The following is a 17,484-nucleotide window of genomic DNA, read 5'->3' on the forward strand; positions in this document are numbered from 1 at the left end:
CCGTTTTAACTGTCTCTTCCCTTTGCTCTACCAACATTTTGTTGGGAAAACAAAGGTGACAGCTTAATTTTTTTATTTAATATAAAGATATCACAAATTCCAACAGCAGACACATCTCTCTTTTGAGGGAATGGTTATCAGTTATCAGTGACTAGTGACTGGTGACTAGTGACTAGAATTGCTCCCTCAGCTCCCGAGAGCCTCCCCAGCTCAAGAGCAGCTCTCTTCTCCCCCCTGCTCCTTGCTAGGCGGCTTTACTGGCGAGGACACCTCGCCAGCCGCTCGCTTCCCTGCTCCCTGCTCCCTAGCCTGTAGTAGGCGGCGCAAGAGATCGAGAGCGGTGCAGGCGCTAACGTGGCGAATCAGAGCGCGATCGCGTCCAGTTCCGAAATGATTTTCAAAACTTTGAACCTTGCCATCAGCTCCCGCCAAACCGATATACACTAAGCCAACAGGTTTGGTTGCCGTACCACCATCGGGTCCGGCAATTCCTGTGATGCTCAAACCCCAAGTCGTACCGAGACGCGATCGCACTCCTACTGCCATTTGTTCGGCGACGATCGCGCTGACAGCGCCAAATTGACTCAAATCATCAGGATTAACGCCCAAAACAGAAATTTTTACTGCATTGTCGTAGGAGATAACTCCCCCCCAGAAATATCTAGAACTACCTGGTATGTCCGTGAGCATCTGACCCAAGCCACCACCCGTGCAGGATTCCGCCACACTCAGAGTTTCTCCCGCCGCAGTTAACAATTTACCGACTGCCGAGGCTAAAGTTTCTTCGTCAGAACCGAAATAATTTAAGTCTCCAATTTCCTGCAATTGTCGAGCCACTGGAGCAATAATTTGCTTGGCTGTTTCTGAAGAAGTTGCTTTTGCCGAAACACGCAACTTTACCTCTCCCTGGCTGGCATAAGGAGCAACGGTAGGGTTAGGTAAATTGAGAAAGGCTGCTGCTTTTTCTGCTAGAGCTGCTTCGGCAACACCCCAGAATTTCAAAGTTTGGCTGTAAATAATTTCTTGACCGTAACCAAGACTCTTAAGGTAAGGCACGGCGGTTTCTTGCCACATTCGCTGCATTTCCGACGGTACGCCAGGAAAGGTGAGAATTGCCACTCCAGATCGCGGTTGCCAGAGAATACCTGGGGCGGTTCCACCTGGATTAGGTAAGATTGCCGCACTTTTAGGCAGTAGAGCTTGCTTGCGATTGCTAGGAGACATTTTTCGCCCGCGTGCAGCATATTTGCGAGTAATGTCTTCAATAATTTCTTGGTGTTCTGCGAGCGGTACGCCAAAGAAATCGGCTAAAGTTTCGTGGGTGAGATCGTCGGGTGTAGGACCTAATCCACCTGTAAAGATGAGAACTTGAGTCGAGTTATCCTGAGTTGATGTTCGTTCTAGAGCGACTTGAATCGCGTGTTTAATTCTTGCCGGATTATCCCCCACTACAGTTTGATAGTAATGGGGAATTCCCAGATTTGCTAATTGCTGAGCTAAAAATTGCGCGTTGGTGTTGAGAATATCACCCAGCAGTAATTCAGTTCCAACACAAATGATTTCAGCACTCATTGAATTTTAGATTTTAAATTTTGGATTTTGGATTCAATCCAAAATCCAAAATCCTGAATTTTATGCTAGGGCAGGTACGGGAACGTTGAGATGCGGGTAGAGGGGGAAGCGATCGCACAATGCCGCGACTCGGCGGCGACAGTCTTGCGCTACGGTATCATCTTGAGGATGTAGCAGGCGATCGGCGATAATATTGGCAATTTCGGTAAATTCTTCCGTACCCATGCCTCGTGTGGTCATGGCTGGGGACCCCAAACGGATACCACTGGTAACAAAAGGCGATTCTGTATCGAAAGGGACTGTATTCTTATTAGCGGTGATATTTGTTTCACCTAAAAGGCGATCGCCTTCTTTACCTGTCATGCTAATACAGCGCAAGTCAACCAGCATCAAATGATTTTCTGTACCGTTGGATACGAGTTTGAAACCTCTGTTTTGTAATTGAGCCGCCATAGCTTTTGCATTTTCAATAACTTGAGCTGCATAAGTTTTGAATTGAGGCTGCAATGCTTCGCCAAAGGCAACTGCTTTCGCTGCGATGACGTGTTCCAAGGGTCCGCCTTGGCTACCAGGGAACACGGATTTATCTAATTTTTTACCCAGTTCTAGATCGCGGGTGAGAATTAATCCACCTCTTGGTCCGCGCAAAGTTTTATGTGTGGTTGTCGTGACCACATCGCAGTAGGGAATGGGGTTAGGATGCAAGCCAGTAGCAACCAAGCCAGCAATGTGAGCGATATCGGCTAATAAGTAAGCACCAACTTCATCGGCGATCGCTTTAAACTTTTCAAAGTCAATTATGCGTGGATAAGCAGAATAACCGCAAATGAGTAGCTTGGGACGATGTTGCAGCGCCAATTCCCGAATTTGGTCGTAGTCCAATTGTTCGGTCTGGGGATTCACGCCGTAATGGTGAACTTTGAACCACTTCCCAGAGAAATTTACGGGCGAACCGTGGGTTAAGTGTCCGCCGTGGGATAAATCCATCCCCATAATTGCGTCTCCTGGCTCTAGCAGAGTCATGAAGACAGCAAAATTAGCTTGAGCGCCAGAATGGGGTTGAACGTTGGCATGAGCTGCACCAAACAGTTGTTTGACGCGATCGATCGCTAATTGCTCGACGCGATCGATATATTCACAACCGCCGTAATAACGCTTTCCAGGTAAGCCTTCAGCATATTTATTGGTCAATACCGAACCCTGGGCAGCTAAAACGGCAGCCGAGGTAAAGTTTTCACTAGCAATTAATTCTAAGTGGTCGCGCTGGCGCTGAAGTTCGCCGCTAATTAATTCAGCCACAACCGGATCGGAGGAAGCAAGTAAATCTAAGTTAGTCGAAGACACTGTGGTTAACCTTAAGCAATTTACACGACTGTACCTGTCTAGATTAATAGGAGCGATCGCGTTTTCCGAAACCACACCATCAATCAAAATTCGCGGACAGCATAACTCAACATAGATACTTTAACTCAATCATAGGGAGCAGGGAGCAGGGGAGCAGGGAGGGACAAGGGAGACAAGGGAGACAAGGGGGCAACTACCCATTACTCATTACCCATTACCAACTACCAACGTGGATATTAAGCTCTGTATGCCCCATAACACTCTTTCTGAGTGACTAGCATAAAATTGACTTAAGGGATTATAGGATATTCTGGAGGGATCTGGATGTTAGTGATTTTGATGGAAGATCGAATCCTTGCCCCTCAGCAAGTTTGCCAAAGCTGTTTGCTTGCCGATCGTGCTGGACAGCCACGTTGGAGACAAGGACAATTACGCTGTGGTCAAGCTGTACCTAAACTCTCCCCAGGACAACCAGATCAGTACGAATGCATGATGGGCTTCCGCATTGCCAATGTTGAATGATGGTAGTGCATCGCAAGTCGCAAGTCGCAATTAACTAGTCACTGGTCATCGGTCGCTGGTCGCTGACAACTGATAACTGTAAAACCTGCGCTATCCTGTGCATATGAAGAGTTAAATCCAAATAAATTCTTTTAGGAGAATAAATAATGGCTTGGCGCGGGTCTACTACGGTGCAAGAGCGAATCTTTGCTTGTTTACCATATTTACTGCCCTTGATGCATGGGTTTGCATTTGGCGTTTTCTTACTGCGAGAATTTCCAGTTCTACAATATTTATTTCTACCGCTGATACCTTTATTGCAAATATACAGTAGTATACCTTTTGCTAGTTTAATTGTCTTTTTTGCTTTATATCTATTGGTAGTTAGAAATGAAAGCATCAGCCACTTTATTCGTTTCAATACCATGCAAGCAATTTTAATTGATATTGTGATATTTTTGTGTGGGTTGGTGCTGCCAATTTTGGCTCCAATTCCTGGGGCTAGTTTTGCTACGCAGACTATAGCCAGTACAATTTTCCTTGGAATAGTGGCAGCTGTAGCGTTTGCTGTAACTCAGTCTCTAAGAGGAAAATATGCAGAAATTCCTGCTCTCTCTGATGCAGTTCATATGCAGGTGAGATAGATATTTTGCGATTGGTCATTGGCAATCTGAGTGCAAGAGACTTATCTATTTTATAAAAGTCGATTGCACATTTTACTGCTTTTAACAATCTTGTTGTTTTAGTCATGAAAAAATTATAAGTTTTGAATTGTCGATTCAGAATTCTCGTTGGCGTACCTTAAAATTACAGTATTTTCTAAGCGACCAATCCCTTCAATCTCAACGCGGATGCGATCGCCTGCATTCAGCGCTCCTACCCCAGGAGGAGTTCCAGTCAAGACGACATCCCCAGGTAACAGCGTCATGACTTGACTGATGTAGGACACGAGGATGGATGGAGAATACACCATTTCTTCGATGCTGGCAGATTGTACGGGTTGGGGGTTATCGTTTAAAAATGTCTGTAGCTGGGCAGATGGATTGATTTCTCTGACGATCCAGGGACCAAGAGGGCAAAAGGTATCAAATCCTTTGGCTCGCGTCCACTGACTGTCCTGCCTTTGTAAATCTCGCGCCGTGATATCGTTAGCGATCGTGTAGCCCCAAATTTTTTTCTGTGCTTGTTCTGGCGTGCAATCTGAAGTGCGATCGCCAATCACTAAAGCTAATTCTCCTTCATAGTCTACCCGTCTCGACTGTTGCGGGTATTTAATTTCCGTCGCCGTGGCAATCACTGCTGAAGGTGGCTTCAGAAACAACAAAGGTTCCTTCGGTACGCTTGAACCCATTTCTGCTGCATGTTCCACGTAGTTTTTACCTACTGCTACGATTTTGGAGGGAGCGCAAGGTGCGAGAATCTGATATTCATCTGGTGTTAAGCTTTCCTCCGTAGGCTGTCCTTGTAGCCAAGGCGGAGCATCTAATAGCAGAACTTCCAAGCTAAGTTGGAGTATGCCGTAGTAGATGCGTCCCTCTAGAGATTGAACTCGAATGTAGCGTTGCGCCATAAAGTGTTATTAGATACCCGATCGTTTACTCTACCGTTTGAGCGTGAATTTTTGTGTTGATAGTTTTACAAAGCATTTTTTCGTTGGTCGTTGGTCGTTGGGAAGTGAGTCGTGAGTCGTGAGTGACTTGTGGCTGGACTCAATTCTTGTCACCGGTTCCACTAGCCACTAGCCACTAGCCACTGATAACTGATGACTACTTAATAGTTTGTGCGATCGCAATGTCAATCGATTTAAGAAATACAAATTCTGCTTGTGCTTCTATTTTGGTAGAAACATGGCGACGGTTGGGACTCAATACTGCTGTCATTTGTCCTGGTTCGCGTTCTACCCCACTGACAATCGCTTTCTTGCAAGCCTCAGAAGTTGAGGCAATTTCCGTGTTAGATGAGCGTTCTGCTGCCTTTTTCGCCTTGGGAATTGCTAAACAAACGAGTAAACCTGTAGTTGTCGTCGTCACCTCCGGTACGGCTGGAGTTAACTGCTATCCCGCAATCGTGGAAGCAAGGGAAAGTCGAGTGCCTTTAATAGTTCTAACAGCCGATCGACCTCCTGAATTGAGACACTGCCATTCTGGACAAACGATCGATCAGTTAAAGTTATTTGGCTCTTATCCTAACTGGCAAGCAGAATTAGCTCTACCATCTTTAGAAATCTCGACGCTCAGATATTTGCGCCAAACAGCGATTTATGCGTGGGAACGGGCGCTATACCCCGTCCCTGGAGTCATTCATCTCAATATACCTTTTCGCGACCCCCTCGCACCCATACCCGATGGCAATAATTCTGAATTTATCTCCTCTCAACTAGAATTAGAAGACTTTTTTGCTGGGATCGAAGCCGATCGCCACGCGCATCTGTTCCTCCCTACAACTCCCGTACGGGTGGGTTTGTTCAAATTGTTTACGAGTCAAAAGATATCTGGGTTAAACCCATCCCTACCCGTCTTTTGGCAACAGCTCGAACGCGGTATCATCATCGCTGGTATTGCTCAACCACAGAACCCGCGAGAATATTGTGGAGCGATCGCACAACTTGCTAAAACAGTGAAATTCCCAGTTCTAGCAGAGGGGTTATCTCCAGCCAGAAATTATGCCGAACTCAATCCCTATCTCATTTCTACCTACGATTTAATTCTCCGGCAACCGCAACTAGCAGATAAACTCAAGCCGGACGTGGTAATCCAAATTGGGGAATTGCCTACAAGTAAAGAGTTACGTAGTTGGCTCGATCGCACTCAACCGCAGCGTTGGATTGTCGATCCTAGCGACCAAAATCTAGACCCTCTACATGGCAAAACGACTCATTTGCGCCTTTGTGTGGAACAGCTAGCTCAAATCTATCCTACAAAGCCAAAGCTACCTAGTGACTATCTTCAGCTATGGTGCGACTTAGAGACTAAGGTGAGAGGTGTTGTAGATGGGGCGATCGCCAACCTGAATCAACCGTTTGAAGGTAAGGTAGCTTGGATGCTCTCTCAAATACTCCCCCCGGGTACGCCACTGTTTATTGCCAATAGTATGCCCGTGCGCGATGTAGAATTTTTTTGGATGCCTAGTAATTCTGGCGTGCGACCTTTTGTGAATCGCGGCGCAAATGGCATTGATGGTACTTTATCTACTGCTTTAGGAATTGCTCATCACAATCAAAGCAGTGTCATGCTAACTGGAGACTTAGCTTTATTGCACGATACTAATGGCTTTCTCATTGGCAAAAAACTTAAGGGTCATTTAACAATTGTGCTGATTAATAACAATGGTGGCGGAATTTTTGAAATGCTGCCAATTTCTCAGTTCGATCCACCCTTTGAAGAGTTTTTTGCTACGCCACAAGATATTGATTTCGCTTGCCTTTGTCAGACTTATGGTGTAGAACATGAATTAATTGCGACTTGGGAAGATTTGCGACAAAAGCTAAAGTTTTTACCAGCAAGCGGAATTCGAGTTTTAGAGTTGAGAACGAACAGAAAAGCTGATGCTCGATGGCGACAAGAAAATTTAGCAAAATTTGTCAAAGGAATTTGAAGTTAGGCATTGGTCATTTGTCATTCGTCATTTGTCATTTGTCATTGGTAAATTTCCCAAATCTCTGATAACTGATAACCGATAACTGATGAAAAGAATTTCTGCTACCTTAGCGGTCTTAATTGCGATCGCAACAGCGCTTCCAACTCAGGCTCAAATAACAACAGAGCCGAAGTATTTTCGCAGTAGTTTTTATAAAAACAACCCATCAGACTGTAAGGTTTTTTATCCCGTTCCAGTTGGTGCAGTCCCTAGCCGCAAAGCAAAGGATGATACTTGCTTACCACCACCATTAGCAATTATTCCTGGGTATGGGAAAGACTATACGCGCTTAATGAAAACAGGAATTCGAGCTGGAATTAGGGGTGATTACAATACGGCTTTAATTAACTTTCGTCGCGCTCAACAAATTGAGATTTCTAAAGACCATTTGGGCTATACTAATCGCGAGGCGTTGAGGGGAATTAATGGAGCGATGGTAGCCCAAAGATATCAATTAGAGCCTCATCCAGTGAAAAGACTCACGCCAAAATTTTTCTGGTACTACTGGACTGGTACGGGCGATCGCGGTAACTGGGGTAGGAACATTATCGAGTATCGACGGTAAATCTTGCTGTTAGGGAGCATCCTAAAAGCACAATTTGCGCTTTTAGGATGCTCCCTATTCCCTGCTATCTTGTTTTTCTAAAAATCAGCATGAAAAACTTAATAAATTTGAGAAAATCTTACCATCAACATCATTATTACAACTAACCCACTTACCCAAACCAATAGCGAACCCCAACTCAAAGAATTTTGGTTGAATTGCTGCGATACACCTTTTACCAGTCTATTTAAATTTGCCATATTATTTGTATACTCCGAAACTATGTATCCTACAATACTGAAACTTTTTTGTATATTTAGATCGAAATAGCAATGAAACTTAGTTAATAGAAATAAAAGTTCAAATATAACTCAGGCTTCAATCCATGATTTTAAGCTGAGGTCGTGTGACTCGCTGTGAGAAAGCCTTGCTTTACAAGGGAGGAATAAGAAAGGGTGGGATATTGCCTTAGCACTATACAAAATACATATTTACTAGTACAATTGTACCAATAAATATAGAGGGTTAGAATCCTGATGAAGTTCTCTAAGCTCGATCTGGGTAATCTTGTAGCAGTCGGTCATTCAGATGGTTATTTAGGGCTGTTAATCGACCGAGGAAATGAGTTTGAGTTAGTGGAAGTTCCCGCCCCGCTTGAAGCTTGTGAAGGTTTGCAACACGTCAATTCATTGGTTAATACTAGTGCATTACCTGCTGCCTCTGAAGCTCTAAAAATGCTACCAGTTCGGTCTACAATAGCAACATCAATTGGTTATGACTGCAACGATCGCATTTTGCAAGTTGAGTTTAGCAGTGGCAGCGTATATCAGTATGCAGATGTAGAACCGGAAACTTGGGAAGCTTTACAAGAAACCAATTCTTTAGGAAGATTTTATAATAACAATATTAAAGGTCAATACGATTGCCAGCGAATTGACTATATCGACTGCGATTACAGCGAAGAAGAATGTTGCTAGGCTATATTATTTAAATTTTTTGGCGACTTTATGAGCTACTGAAAATCCATCTTCTGTAATGGCTTTTTGCCAATTATTCGTTCTCTCCAATGTCATTTTTTCTACAAAAATTAGTTAATATTTCAATTTTCTACGATTTATCTAATTCTAATTTATCTCGAAGGATTTGTTCAATTTCCGCTTGAGTTTGTTCGGCAGGATATTTTATAGCGTTGGGCTGACGACGATTGACAAACAATTCGTGAATAGCTTCATCGTCGGTACGATGTTTTTTTTATGTAAGCTATTAGCTGTTGCTTGGTCATTTCTTTAAAATCAGGCTTCGTACAATAAACTTCCAACTTCCATCGCGTTGAACAACTATCTGAATCCCATCTCCAGCTAAAATAAATGTTTCTCCACTTTTAACCCTTCCAGCATGATTCGCCCTTGTGTTTGAAAGCGACGCTATATTGGCAAAGGATCGCAGTTTTTAAAGTGTTCGATGACCATGAATAGCATATAGATATAGTTAAAGTAAAGTTACGCCAAGTTTCATCATGACCAAACTGATTGTCATCACGGGGGTAAGTCGCGGTTTGGGGCTTGCCATGACGGAAGGATTCATTCAAGCCGGACATACAGTTGTAGGTTGCGCCCGTTCTGAGACGGCTGTAGAGAAACTATCTCAGCAGTATAATTCGCCGCACGATTTTGCGGTAGTAGACGTTGCCGATAACCAGCAGGTGAAAACTTGGGCAGAACGAGTACTTTCGCGCCACGGCGTGCCAGATTTACTAATTAATAATGCAGCTATAATTAATCCTCTAGCCTCACTGTGGCAAATTCCTGTTGAAGAATTCGATCGCCTGATTGATGTCAATATCAAGGGAGTTGTAAACGTTATCCGTCACTTTGTCCCCGCCATGAAGGAGAAAAATCGGGGTGTTATCGTCAACTTGAGTTCTGGTTGGGGTCGTTCCACTTCCCCAGAGGTTGCACCATACTGTGCGTCAAAATGGGCAATTGAGGGACTTACTAGGTCTTTGGCACAGGAATTACCCTCTGGAATGGCAGCGATTCCCCTCAACCCCGGCATCATTCATACAGATATGCTGGAAATTTGTTATGGAGAGGAAGCAGCAGTTTATACTGCGATAAAAGATTGGGTTAAGCAAGCCGTACCATTTCTACTTAAATTGAGTCCAAAGGATAATGGAATGCCGTTGACGGTTCCGGTTTGATTGAGATATGCATTCGTAGGGGCGGGTTTGCCAGCAATATTTGGTCGCAGTCAGAGATAATTGGTAAACCCGCCCGTACAAAAGTCAAAACATTCAAAAATTGGGATTGAGATGTAACGACAGTTTGATATGAGTAAAATTTTAGATGTAACTCTTTCGATGGAAGTTGCCAAACGGATTAAGAGTAAAGCAACTAAGTGTTTTGATAACGCCTATAAAGCGGCGCTGTTGATGGAGGAATCGGTCTACGTGCAGGGCTTTTTAGTCTTTGCCAGCGCGCCGGGTGAAATGGTAGAGTATGGCTGGCTCGAATTAGGCGATCGCATTGTCGATCCGACATTTCCCCATCTGGATCGCCACATGGAAACACTCTATTACTTTCCCGCCCAGCGCCTCACCGTGCCACAACTCAAGGCAACCATAGAAGAGTCAAAAGAAGATTACCCAGAAGACGACCCCTTACCAGTCTATGGAGAAGCCCCTTATGAGTATTATGGCGATGTCATGCTAGGTGGTGCTGATTATGCTGCAGCATTCAAAGACGCTGAGGCAAAGTGCCGAGAAATTGAGCAAACTGGGGAGTGGGGAGTGGGGAGTGGGGAGTCGGGATAAGAGAACTAAAGCAGCTAAAGGAGACGATTTAATTCCGAATTCCGAACTCCGAATTCCGAATTCTCCTCAGTAGCTATCGTTATCGTTAGCCATCTGCATTTCTAGTAGGTGGTTGGCGTGATTGAGTCGATTGGCGATCGCCTGTCGCCAGACGAGTTCCACTTCTGGATCTGCCAATACTTCTTGTGCCAGTTGTCTGTAAACAGCACTAGTAGCAGCATTAACCTGTTCTAGCAGTCTGAGGTTGTGATAGATAGTTCTAGGTGAAATTTTTGTCATATGGTTATTAGTCATTGGTCATTGGTCATTGGTTATTGGTCGCAAATAACTGTCAACTGATAACTGACAACTGATAACTGTTAAAAAGGTAAATCCGTGCTACCCATGAGATAGAGGTCGCACTCGCGGGCTGCACCGCGACCCTCGTTGAATGCCCAAACGACTAGGCTTTGTCCGCGACGACAATCGCCAGCGGCGAAAACTCCAGGGATGCTGGTAGCATACTTACCATAGTCGGCTTTGATGTTGCTGCGGGGGTCGCGATCGAGTCTGAGGGCATCAATTAGGGGTTGTTCGGGTCCGAGGAAACCCATTGCTAGTAAAACAAGTTGGGCAGGTATGACTCTTTCCGTACCTGGGACTTGCTGCGGCACAAACTGCCCTTTGTCGTTTTTTGTCCATTCTATTTGTACCGTGTGGACGGCTTTGACGCAGCCGTTCTCATCGCCTTCAAATTTAGTCGCAGTGGTGATGTATGCGCGGGGGTCAGCGCCAAATTTAGCTGCTGCTTCCTCCTGTCCGTAATCCATTTTGTAGATTTTGGGATATTCGGGCCACGGGTTATTTGCGGCACGGGTGAGGGGCGGTTGGGGCATAATTTCCAATTGGACGATGCTGTTGCAACTATGGCGGATTGACGTACCGACACAATCGGTTCCAGTATCGCCACCGCCAATAATTACCACATCTTTATCGGCAGCAGAGATGAAATTGTCGCCTCTACGATCGTCTAGAATTGCTTGAGTGTTGGTGGTGAGGAAATCCATTGCAAAGTGAATTCCCTTCAATTCTCGTCCTTCGATAGGTAAGTCGCGGGGTTTGGTCGCACCGACACAGAGGACTACAGCATCAAATTCTTTTAGCAGAGTTTCCGCAGAGATGTCTTTACCAATTTCGGTATCGCAAACAAATTTTACGCCTTCCTGTTCCAAAATATCGAGGCGGCGCTGGACGACTTCCCGCTTGTCGAGTTTCATGTTGGGGATACCATACATTAACAATCCGCCTGGGCGATCGGCGCGTTCAAATACCGTGACCCAATGTCCTGCTGTATTCAGTTGCGCTGCGGCACACAACCCCGCCGGACCCGAACCGACAACGGCAACTTTTTTACCCGTGCGCTTTTCTGGGGGATGCGGTTCGATCCAGCCTGCTTCCCAACCTTTATCAGCGATCGCATTTTCAATATTTTTGATCGTCACGGGAGGGTTATTAATTCCCAAAACGCAAGCGCCTTCACACGGTGCAGGACAGACGCGACCCGTAAATTCGGGGAAGTTATTAGTTTTGTGCAGGCGATCGAGGGCTTCGCGCCAAAGTCCGCGATAAATCAGGTCGTTCCACTCAGGAATTAGGTTATTAATCGGACAACCGCTTGCCATGCCATTGATGACCGTACCCGTGTGGCAAAACGGTACGCCACAATCCATACAACGCGCGCCTTGGGTGCGAAGTTTCTCCTCTGGCATGTGGATGTGAAACTCGTCCCAGTTGTGGATGCGATCGAGTGGCGCAGCTTCCGATGCCACTTCGCGGAGATATTCGATAAAGCCTGTTGGTTTGCCCATAGTTTAAAGGTGGTGCGTGGTGCGTGGTACGTGGTGGATTAGTGAGATTTTGTAGTAGGGTGCGTTAGTCATAACGCACCCTACTGGTCACTGAATTAGCTGCCGCCAATGCGGGAGACATCGCGGACATTTTCTTCAAAGGCAGCGGTGAGGGCATCGTCACCACTTAAGCCAGAGGCGATCGCTTGTTGTAAAGCTTGCAGTACGCGCTTGTAGTCCCGTGGCATCACCTTGACGAATCTGGCGATCGCATCTTCCCAGTTGGCGAGAACTTGCTTTGCTTTCTGGCTGTCGGTATAGTCGGCGTGTTTCTGAATCATTTGCCGCACGATCGCGATTTCTTCTGGATCTTCGAGTCTTTCCAGTCCTACCATTTGCGTGTTGCAACGGGTAGCAAAATCGCCTTTCTCGTCGAGGATGTAAGCAACACCACCACTCATTCCTGCAGCAAAGTTACGTCCGGTCGTACCGAGAATGACAACTTTACCACCAGTCATGTATTCACAACCGTGATCGCCTACGCCTTCCACAACGGTATTGACACCAGAATTACGCACGCAGAAGCGTTCTCCGGCAACACCGGAAATATATGTCTCGCCACTGGTTGCACCGTAGAAAGCAACATTCCCAATGATGATGTTTTCTTCTGAGACAAATGTAGACTCTACAGGTGGATAGACAATAATCTTGCCACCGCTAAGTCCTTTACCCAGGTAATCGTTAGCATCGCCTTCAAGTTCTAGAGTTACGCCTTTGGGGACGAATGCACCGAAACTCTGTCCTGCACTACCTTGGAAATGTAGGTGTACGGTGTCTTTGGGTAAACCATCCCAATGACGTTTGCTGATTTCGTTTCCGAGAATCGTGCCGACGACGCGATTGATATTTTTAATCGGTAGAGTGGCTTTGATTGGTTTACCGTGTTCGATCGCCTCTTGACATAATTCCAGTAATACTGTCATGTCGAGGGACTGTTCTAACCCGTGGTCTTGGGGAATTTGACAGTAACGCCCGACTTCTGCCCCAACTTGCGGTTGGTAGAGAATTTTCGACAAGTCAATGCCCTTAGCTTTCCAATGGGCGATCGCTTGTTTTGCTTCTAGTACTTCAGTGCGACCCACCATTTCATTCAAGCTGCGGAAACCGAGTTGTGCCATAATTTCTCGTACTTCCTGGGCGATGAACTTCATAAAGTTAACTGCATGTTCTGGATCGCCCGTAAAGTTTTGCCGCAGTTGTGGGTCTTGTGTCGCTACCCCTACCGGACAGGTGTTGAGGTGACAGACACGCATCATAATACAGCCGAGGGAAACGAGGGGTGCGGTAGAAAAACCAAACTCCTCTGCACCCAAAAGTGCTGCGACAACAACATCGCGTCCCGTCTTCATCTGTCCGTCTGTTTCGACAACGATGCGCGATCGCAGATTATTCAACACCAAAGTTTGATGCGTCTCTGCTAACCCCAATTCCCAAGGTAGCCCCGCGTGTTTAATTGAAGTCTGTGGCGAAGCACCCGTACCACCATCAAAACCAGAAATTAATACCACATCAGCGTGCGCTTTGGCAACCCCTGCGGCAATTGTTCCCACGCCAACCTCAGAGACTAATTTGACGCTGACTCGCGCTTGACGGTTGGCATTTTTCAAATCGTGAATTAACTCGGCAAGGTCTTCAATCGAGTAAATATCGTGGTGTGGTGGAGGCGAAATTAATCCTACCCCTGGCGTGGAGTGACGGACTTTGGCAATTGAGGGGTACACCTTGCGTCCGGGCAATTGTCCGCCTTCTCCTGGTTTTGCCCCCTGCGCCATCTTGATTTGAAGTTCCTTCGCTTGGGATAAATACAAGCTGGTTACACCAAAACGACCAGAAGCTACTTGTTTGATGGCACTATTTTTCGAGTCACCGCGATCGTTCGTCCAGGTATATCTTTCTGGATCTTCGCCACCTTCGCCAGTATTAGATTTACCACCAATCCGGTTCATGGCGATCGCCAGGGTTTCATGCGCCTCTTTGGAAATTGAGCCATAACTCATTGCCCCTGTCTTGAAGCGTTTCATAATCGCCTCAATCGGTTCGACTTCTTCAATGGGGACTGGTTGACGTGCTTTAAATTGCAATAGTCCGCGCAGCGTGAAGAACTGCTGATTTTGCTCGTTTACCAGGGTGGCGTATTGCTTATAACTGTCGTAATTTCCTTCACGGACAGCTTTTTGCAAAGTATGGATTGTCTGCGGACTAAATAGGTGCGCTTCACCTTCTTTGCGCCATTGATATTCACCTCCAACATCCAGCGTATGTCCGTTGGTGGGACGGTCTGGAAAGGCGTGAGCGTGACGTAAGATTGCTTCTTTGGCGATCGCTTCTATATCTATACCTTCAATCCGCGATGCCGTCCAGGTAAAATATTTGTCAATTACCGACTGATTTAAGCCGATGCCTTCAAAAATTTGCGCTCCACGATAGCTTTGCAGGGTGGAAATCCCAATTTTGGAGGCAACTTTAATCACACCCTTGGTTGCGGCTTTGACGTAGTTCTTACACGCGGTTTTAAAATCGACATCAAGTAGCGAACCTTGCTGAATTAAACTCTCAATTGTCTCAAAAGCCAAATAAGGATTAATTCCACCACAACCGTAACCGAGTAAAACGGCGTAATGGTGTACCTCCCGTGGTTCTCCCGATTCCAAGACAATTCCTACTCGCGTGCGGGTTCCCGTGCGAATTAGGTGGTGATGCAAGCCAGAAACCGCCAGTAATGCTGGGATGGGAGCATTATTTCGATCCACACCGCGATCGCTCAGAATAATAATATTGACACCAGATGCAATTGCTTTGTCTGCTTGGCTACAAATTTCATCCAAGGTTGTTTCTAATCCCTTCACTCCATCTTTCGGGTTGAATAGGATGGAAATCGTCACAGAACTGAAATTATCTTCATTGATGTATTTCAGTTTTGCCAACTCTTCATTGCTGAGGATTGGCGTTTTCAATTCAATTAAACGGCAACTTTCTGGTTCTGGTTTGAGTAAGTTTCGTTCCGAACCAATTGTAGTTTCTGCCGAAGTAATAATTTCTTCGCGAATCGAATCAATCGGCGGGTTCGTGACTTGAGCAAACAGTTGTTGAAAGTAATCGTAAAGCAATTTGGGACGGTCAGACAGAACAGCCAACGGCGTATCCGCACCCATCGCACCTACTGCCTCAACTCCATCCTTTGCCATTGGAGTCAACAACAGCCGCAACTCTTCAAACGTATATCCAAAAGCCATTTGGCTTTGGATGAGGGGTGAGGAGTGAGTGGCTGGCGGCTGGTGGCTGGTGGCTAGAATTACTTCCTTGTCCCCCTTGTCCCCCTTGTCCCCCTTGTCTCCTTCTTCCCGACTCCCAACTCCTGTACGGGCGGGTTTTGAGTGAAGGTCGTTCGCCTCATCCGTTAATCTTTCGCTAAACCCGCCCCTACGACTCCCGACTCCCGCTAACGCCACCATATACTTATCCAACCACTTCTGATACGGATGCGCGGTGACGATTTGGTGTTTGATTTCTTCGTCGGCAATAATCCGTCCTTGTGCCATATCTACCAGAAACATCCGTCCTGGTTCCAAGCGTCCTTTCGACGCTACACGTTCTGGTTCAATTGGCAATACACCCGCTTCGGATGCCATGATTACCAAGTCGTCTTTGGTGACGTAATATCGTGACGGACGCAAGCCATTTCTATCGAGTACTGCGCCGATTGTCGTTCCATCGGTAAAGGCGATTGAGGCGGGACCATCCCACGGTTCCATTAAGCAGGAATGATATTTATAAAATGCCTTTTTCTCCTCGCTCATCGATTCATGCGCCGTCCACGGTTCGGGGATCATCATCATCACCGCATGAGGGAGCGATCGCCCTGCCAGTGTAAGCAACTCTAGCACGTTGTCAAAGATCATCGAGTCGCTGCCGTCCATGTTTATAACTGGCTTTAGCTTCTCTAAATCCTCGCCAAATAATTCTGACTCAAACAAAGATTGCCGCGCGTGCATCCAGTTGATATTACCGCGCAGTGTATTAATTTCACCATTATGAGCGATGTAGCGATAAGGATGCGATCGCTCCCAACTAGGGAATGTATTCGTACTAAAACGAGAGTGTACCAGTGCTAGAGCGCTTTCTAAATCTGGATCTTGCAAATCGGGATAATATTGCCCTACTTGCACGGGCATTAACATTCCTTTATAAACAATTGTCCGACACGAAAGACTAGATGGATACCAATACGGATCTATCTGCGCGGTGCGAATTTCGTTTTGAGAACGTCTGCGAATGACGTATAGTTTGCGATCGAAATCTGTTTCAGTGGTTAAATTGTCAGCACGTTGGATGAAAACTTGCTGTACGAATGGTTCGCTCGCTTTGGCTGTGTTACCTAATGAGGAGTTGTCTGTCGGTACGTCGCGCCAACCGAGGACTTTTTGACCTTCCTCTACCACAATTTTCTCAAATATCTGCCGACTCTGCTCCCTGAGTGCGGCATCTGGCGCGCAATAGATTATACCAACGCCATAACGTCCTGCTTCTGGTAGGTTAATATTTTTTACGGCTGCAACTTTTTTGAGAAATTTATGCGGAACTTGCAAGAGAATTCCAGCACCATCGCCTGTATTAGTCTCGCTACCACACGCGCCACGGTGATTGAGATTTAACAGAATTGTGAGTGCTTGTTCTACAATTTCGTGCGATTGTTTGCCCTTCATATGAACGATGAATCCTACACCGCACGCATCATGCTCGAACTGTGGATCGTAGAGTCCCTGTTTTGGTGGTAGTTGATTGCTATTCATAATTGGCGATTTATCCGTGGCAATGAAGGGTCGTGATGAAATTGGCAGTTGGCAGTCGGAAGTTATTGACAGGAATATGGGGTGTAGGAAGTTTACACCTGATAGTGAAGGCGCATTCTAATTTGCATTCTCTAACGAGTAGAGATGTAAATGTTCAGCTCTTAAGGAAATTATTAGTTATCTGTTGTATTAGGGGCGCATAGCTATGCGCCCCTAATAATTTCTGAAACACTTGTTAATGAAAAATCTCAATTCTTTAAATTTCAATTCTTTAAATTTCACGATTGCAAAACCACTTGAATTAAATCAATTTTGGTTCCGATTTCCCTCTGAAGACAACCTTCGCGATCGCGCGATCGCTAATTTACTAATTTTATTTTTGACTTCATAGGCAAAATC

13 protein-coding genes are annotated in these 17,484 nt (G+C 45.7%); 7 read left to right on the forward strand and 6 right to left on the reverse strand.

All coding sequences use genetic code 11. The annotated features are described in order from the left end of the window. Positions 1–210: 210 nt before the first annotated feature. Both H6G17_RS15170 and glyA read right to left on the reverse strand, forming a co-directional pair. Positions 211–1,572, reverse strand: a complete 1,362-nt coding sequence (locus H6G17_RS15170; protein WP_242038409.1) for a competence/damage-inducible protein A — start codon at positions 1,570–1,572, stop codon at positions 211–213. Between the two features lie 60 nt (positions 1,573–1,632). After that, a complete protein-coding gene (glyA, locus tag H6G17_RS15175; RefSeq protein WP_192158479.1) occupies positions 1,633–2,916 on the reverse strand; it encodes a serine hydroxymethyltransferase in 1,284 nt (427 codons plus the stop codon). 324 nt (positions 2,917–3,240) lie between these two features. On the opposite strand from glyA, the gene H6G17_RS15180 reads away from it, so the two are divergent. Then, the gene (locus H6G17_RS15180; RefSeq protein WP_015155083.1) at positions 3,241–3,438 is read left to right on the forward strand and encodes a hypothetical protein; all 198 of its coding nucleotides are present in this window, start codon (positions 3,241–3,243) and stop codon (positions 3,436–3,438) included. 146 nt (positions 3,439–3,584) lie between these two features. Further along, the gene (locus H6G17_RS15185; protein ID WP_015155082.1) at positions 3,585–4,061 is read left to right on the forward strand and encodes a Tic20 family protein; all 477 of its coding nucleotides are present in this window, start codon (positions 3,585–3,587) and stop codon (positions 4,059–4,061) included. A gap of 113 nt (positions 4,062–4,174) precedes the next feature. Here the strand turns inward: H6G17_RS15185 and H6G17_RS15190 are convergent, their stop codons facing one another. Further along, entirely contained in the window at positions 4,175–4,987 is an 813-nt protein-coding gene (locus tag H6G17_RS15190) for a fumarylacetoacetate hydrolase family protein (protein ID WP_192158482.1), read from the reverse strand. A gap of 221 nt (positions 4,988–5,208) precedes the next feature. Between H6G17_RS15190 and menD the strand changes: the two genes are divergently transcribed. The 5 genes from menD to H6G17_RS15215 all read left to right on the forward strand — a co-directional run bounded on the left by menD (position 5,209) and on the right by H6G17_RS15215 (position 10,409). After that, positions 5,209–7,011, forward strand: coding sequence for a 2-succinyl-5-enolpyruvyl-6-hydroxy-3-cyclohexene-1-carboxylic-acid synthase (gene menD, locus H6G17_RS15195; protein WP_192158484.1), 1,803 nt, complete (start codon positions 5,209–5,211; stop codon positions 7,009–7,011). A gap of 88 nt (positions 7,012–7,099) precedes the next feature. Then, positions 7,100–7,618: a hypothetical protein gene (locus H6G17_RS15200; protein ID WP_192158485.1), complete on the forward strand. Its 519-nt coding sequence runs from the start codon at positions 7,100–7,102 to the stop codon at positions 7,616–7,618. 515 nt (positions 7,619–8,133) lie between these two features. After that, positions 8,134–8,574, forward strand: a complete 441-nt coding sequence (locus H6G17_RS15205; protein WP_192158487.1) for a KTSC domain-containing protein — start codon at positions 8,134–8,136, stop codon at positions 8,572–8,574. 539 nt (positions 8,575–9,113) lie between these two features. Next, positions 9,114–9,797: an SDR family oxidoreductase gene (locus tag H6G17_RS15210; protein WP_192158489.1), complete on the forward strand. Its 684-nt coding sequence runs from the start codon at positions 9,114–9,116 to the stop codon at positions 9,795–9,797. 129 nt (positions 9,798–9,926) lie between these two features. Further along, a complete protein-coding gene (locus H6G17_RS15215) occupies positions 9,927–10,409 on the forward strand; it encodes a hypothetical protein (protein WP_192158490.1) in 483 nt (160 codons plus the stop codon). A gap of 66 nt (positions 10,410–10,475) precedes the next feature. Here the strand turns inward: H6G17_RS15215 and H6G17_RS15220 are convergent, their stop codons facing one another. The 3 genes from H6G17_RS15220 to gltB all read right to left on the reverse strand — a co-directional run bounded on the left by H6G17_RS15220 (position 10,476) and on the right by gltB (position 17,085). After that, on the reverse strand, positions 10,476–10,703 hold the full coding sequence (locus H6G17_RS15220) for a hypothetical protein (protein ID WP_199316742.1): 228 nt from the start codon (positions 10,701–10,703) through the stop codon (positions 10,476–10,478). A gap of 65 nt (positions 10,704–10,768) precedes the next feature. Beyond that, complete coding sequence (gene gltD / locus H6G17_RS15225) at positions 10,769–12,256, reverse strand: glutamate synthase small subunit (RefSeq protein WP_192158492.1); 1,488 nt, start codon at positions 12,254–12,256, stop codon at positions 10,769–10,771. A gap of 95 nt (positions 12,257–12,351) precedes the next feature. Then, entirely contained in the window at positions 12,352–17,085 is a 4,734-nt protein-coding gene (gltB, locus tag H6G17_RS15230; RefSeq protein WP_192158494.1) for a glutamate synthase large subunit, read from the reverse strand. Positions 17,086–17,484 lie beyond the last annotated feature (399 nt).

The organism is Chroococcidiopsis sp. [FACHB-1243] (assembly GCF_014696895.1).
GTDB lineage: Bacteria > Cyanobacteriota > Cyanobacteriia > Cyanobacteriales > Chroococcidiopsidaceae > Chroococcidiopsis.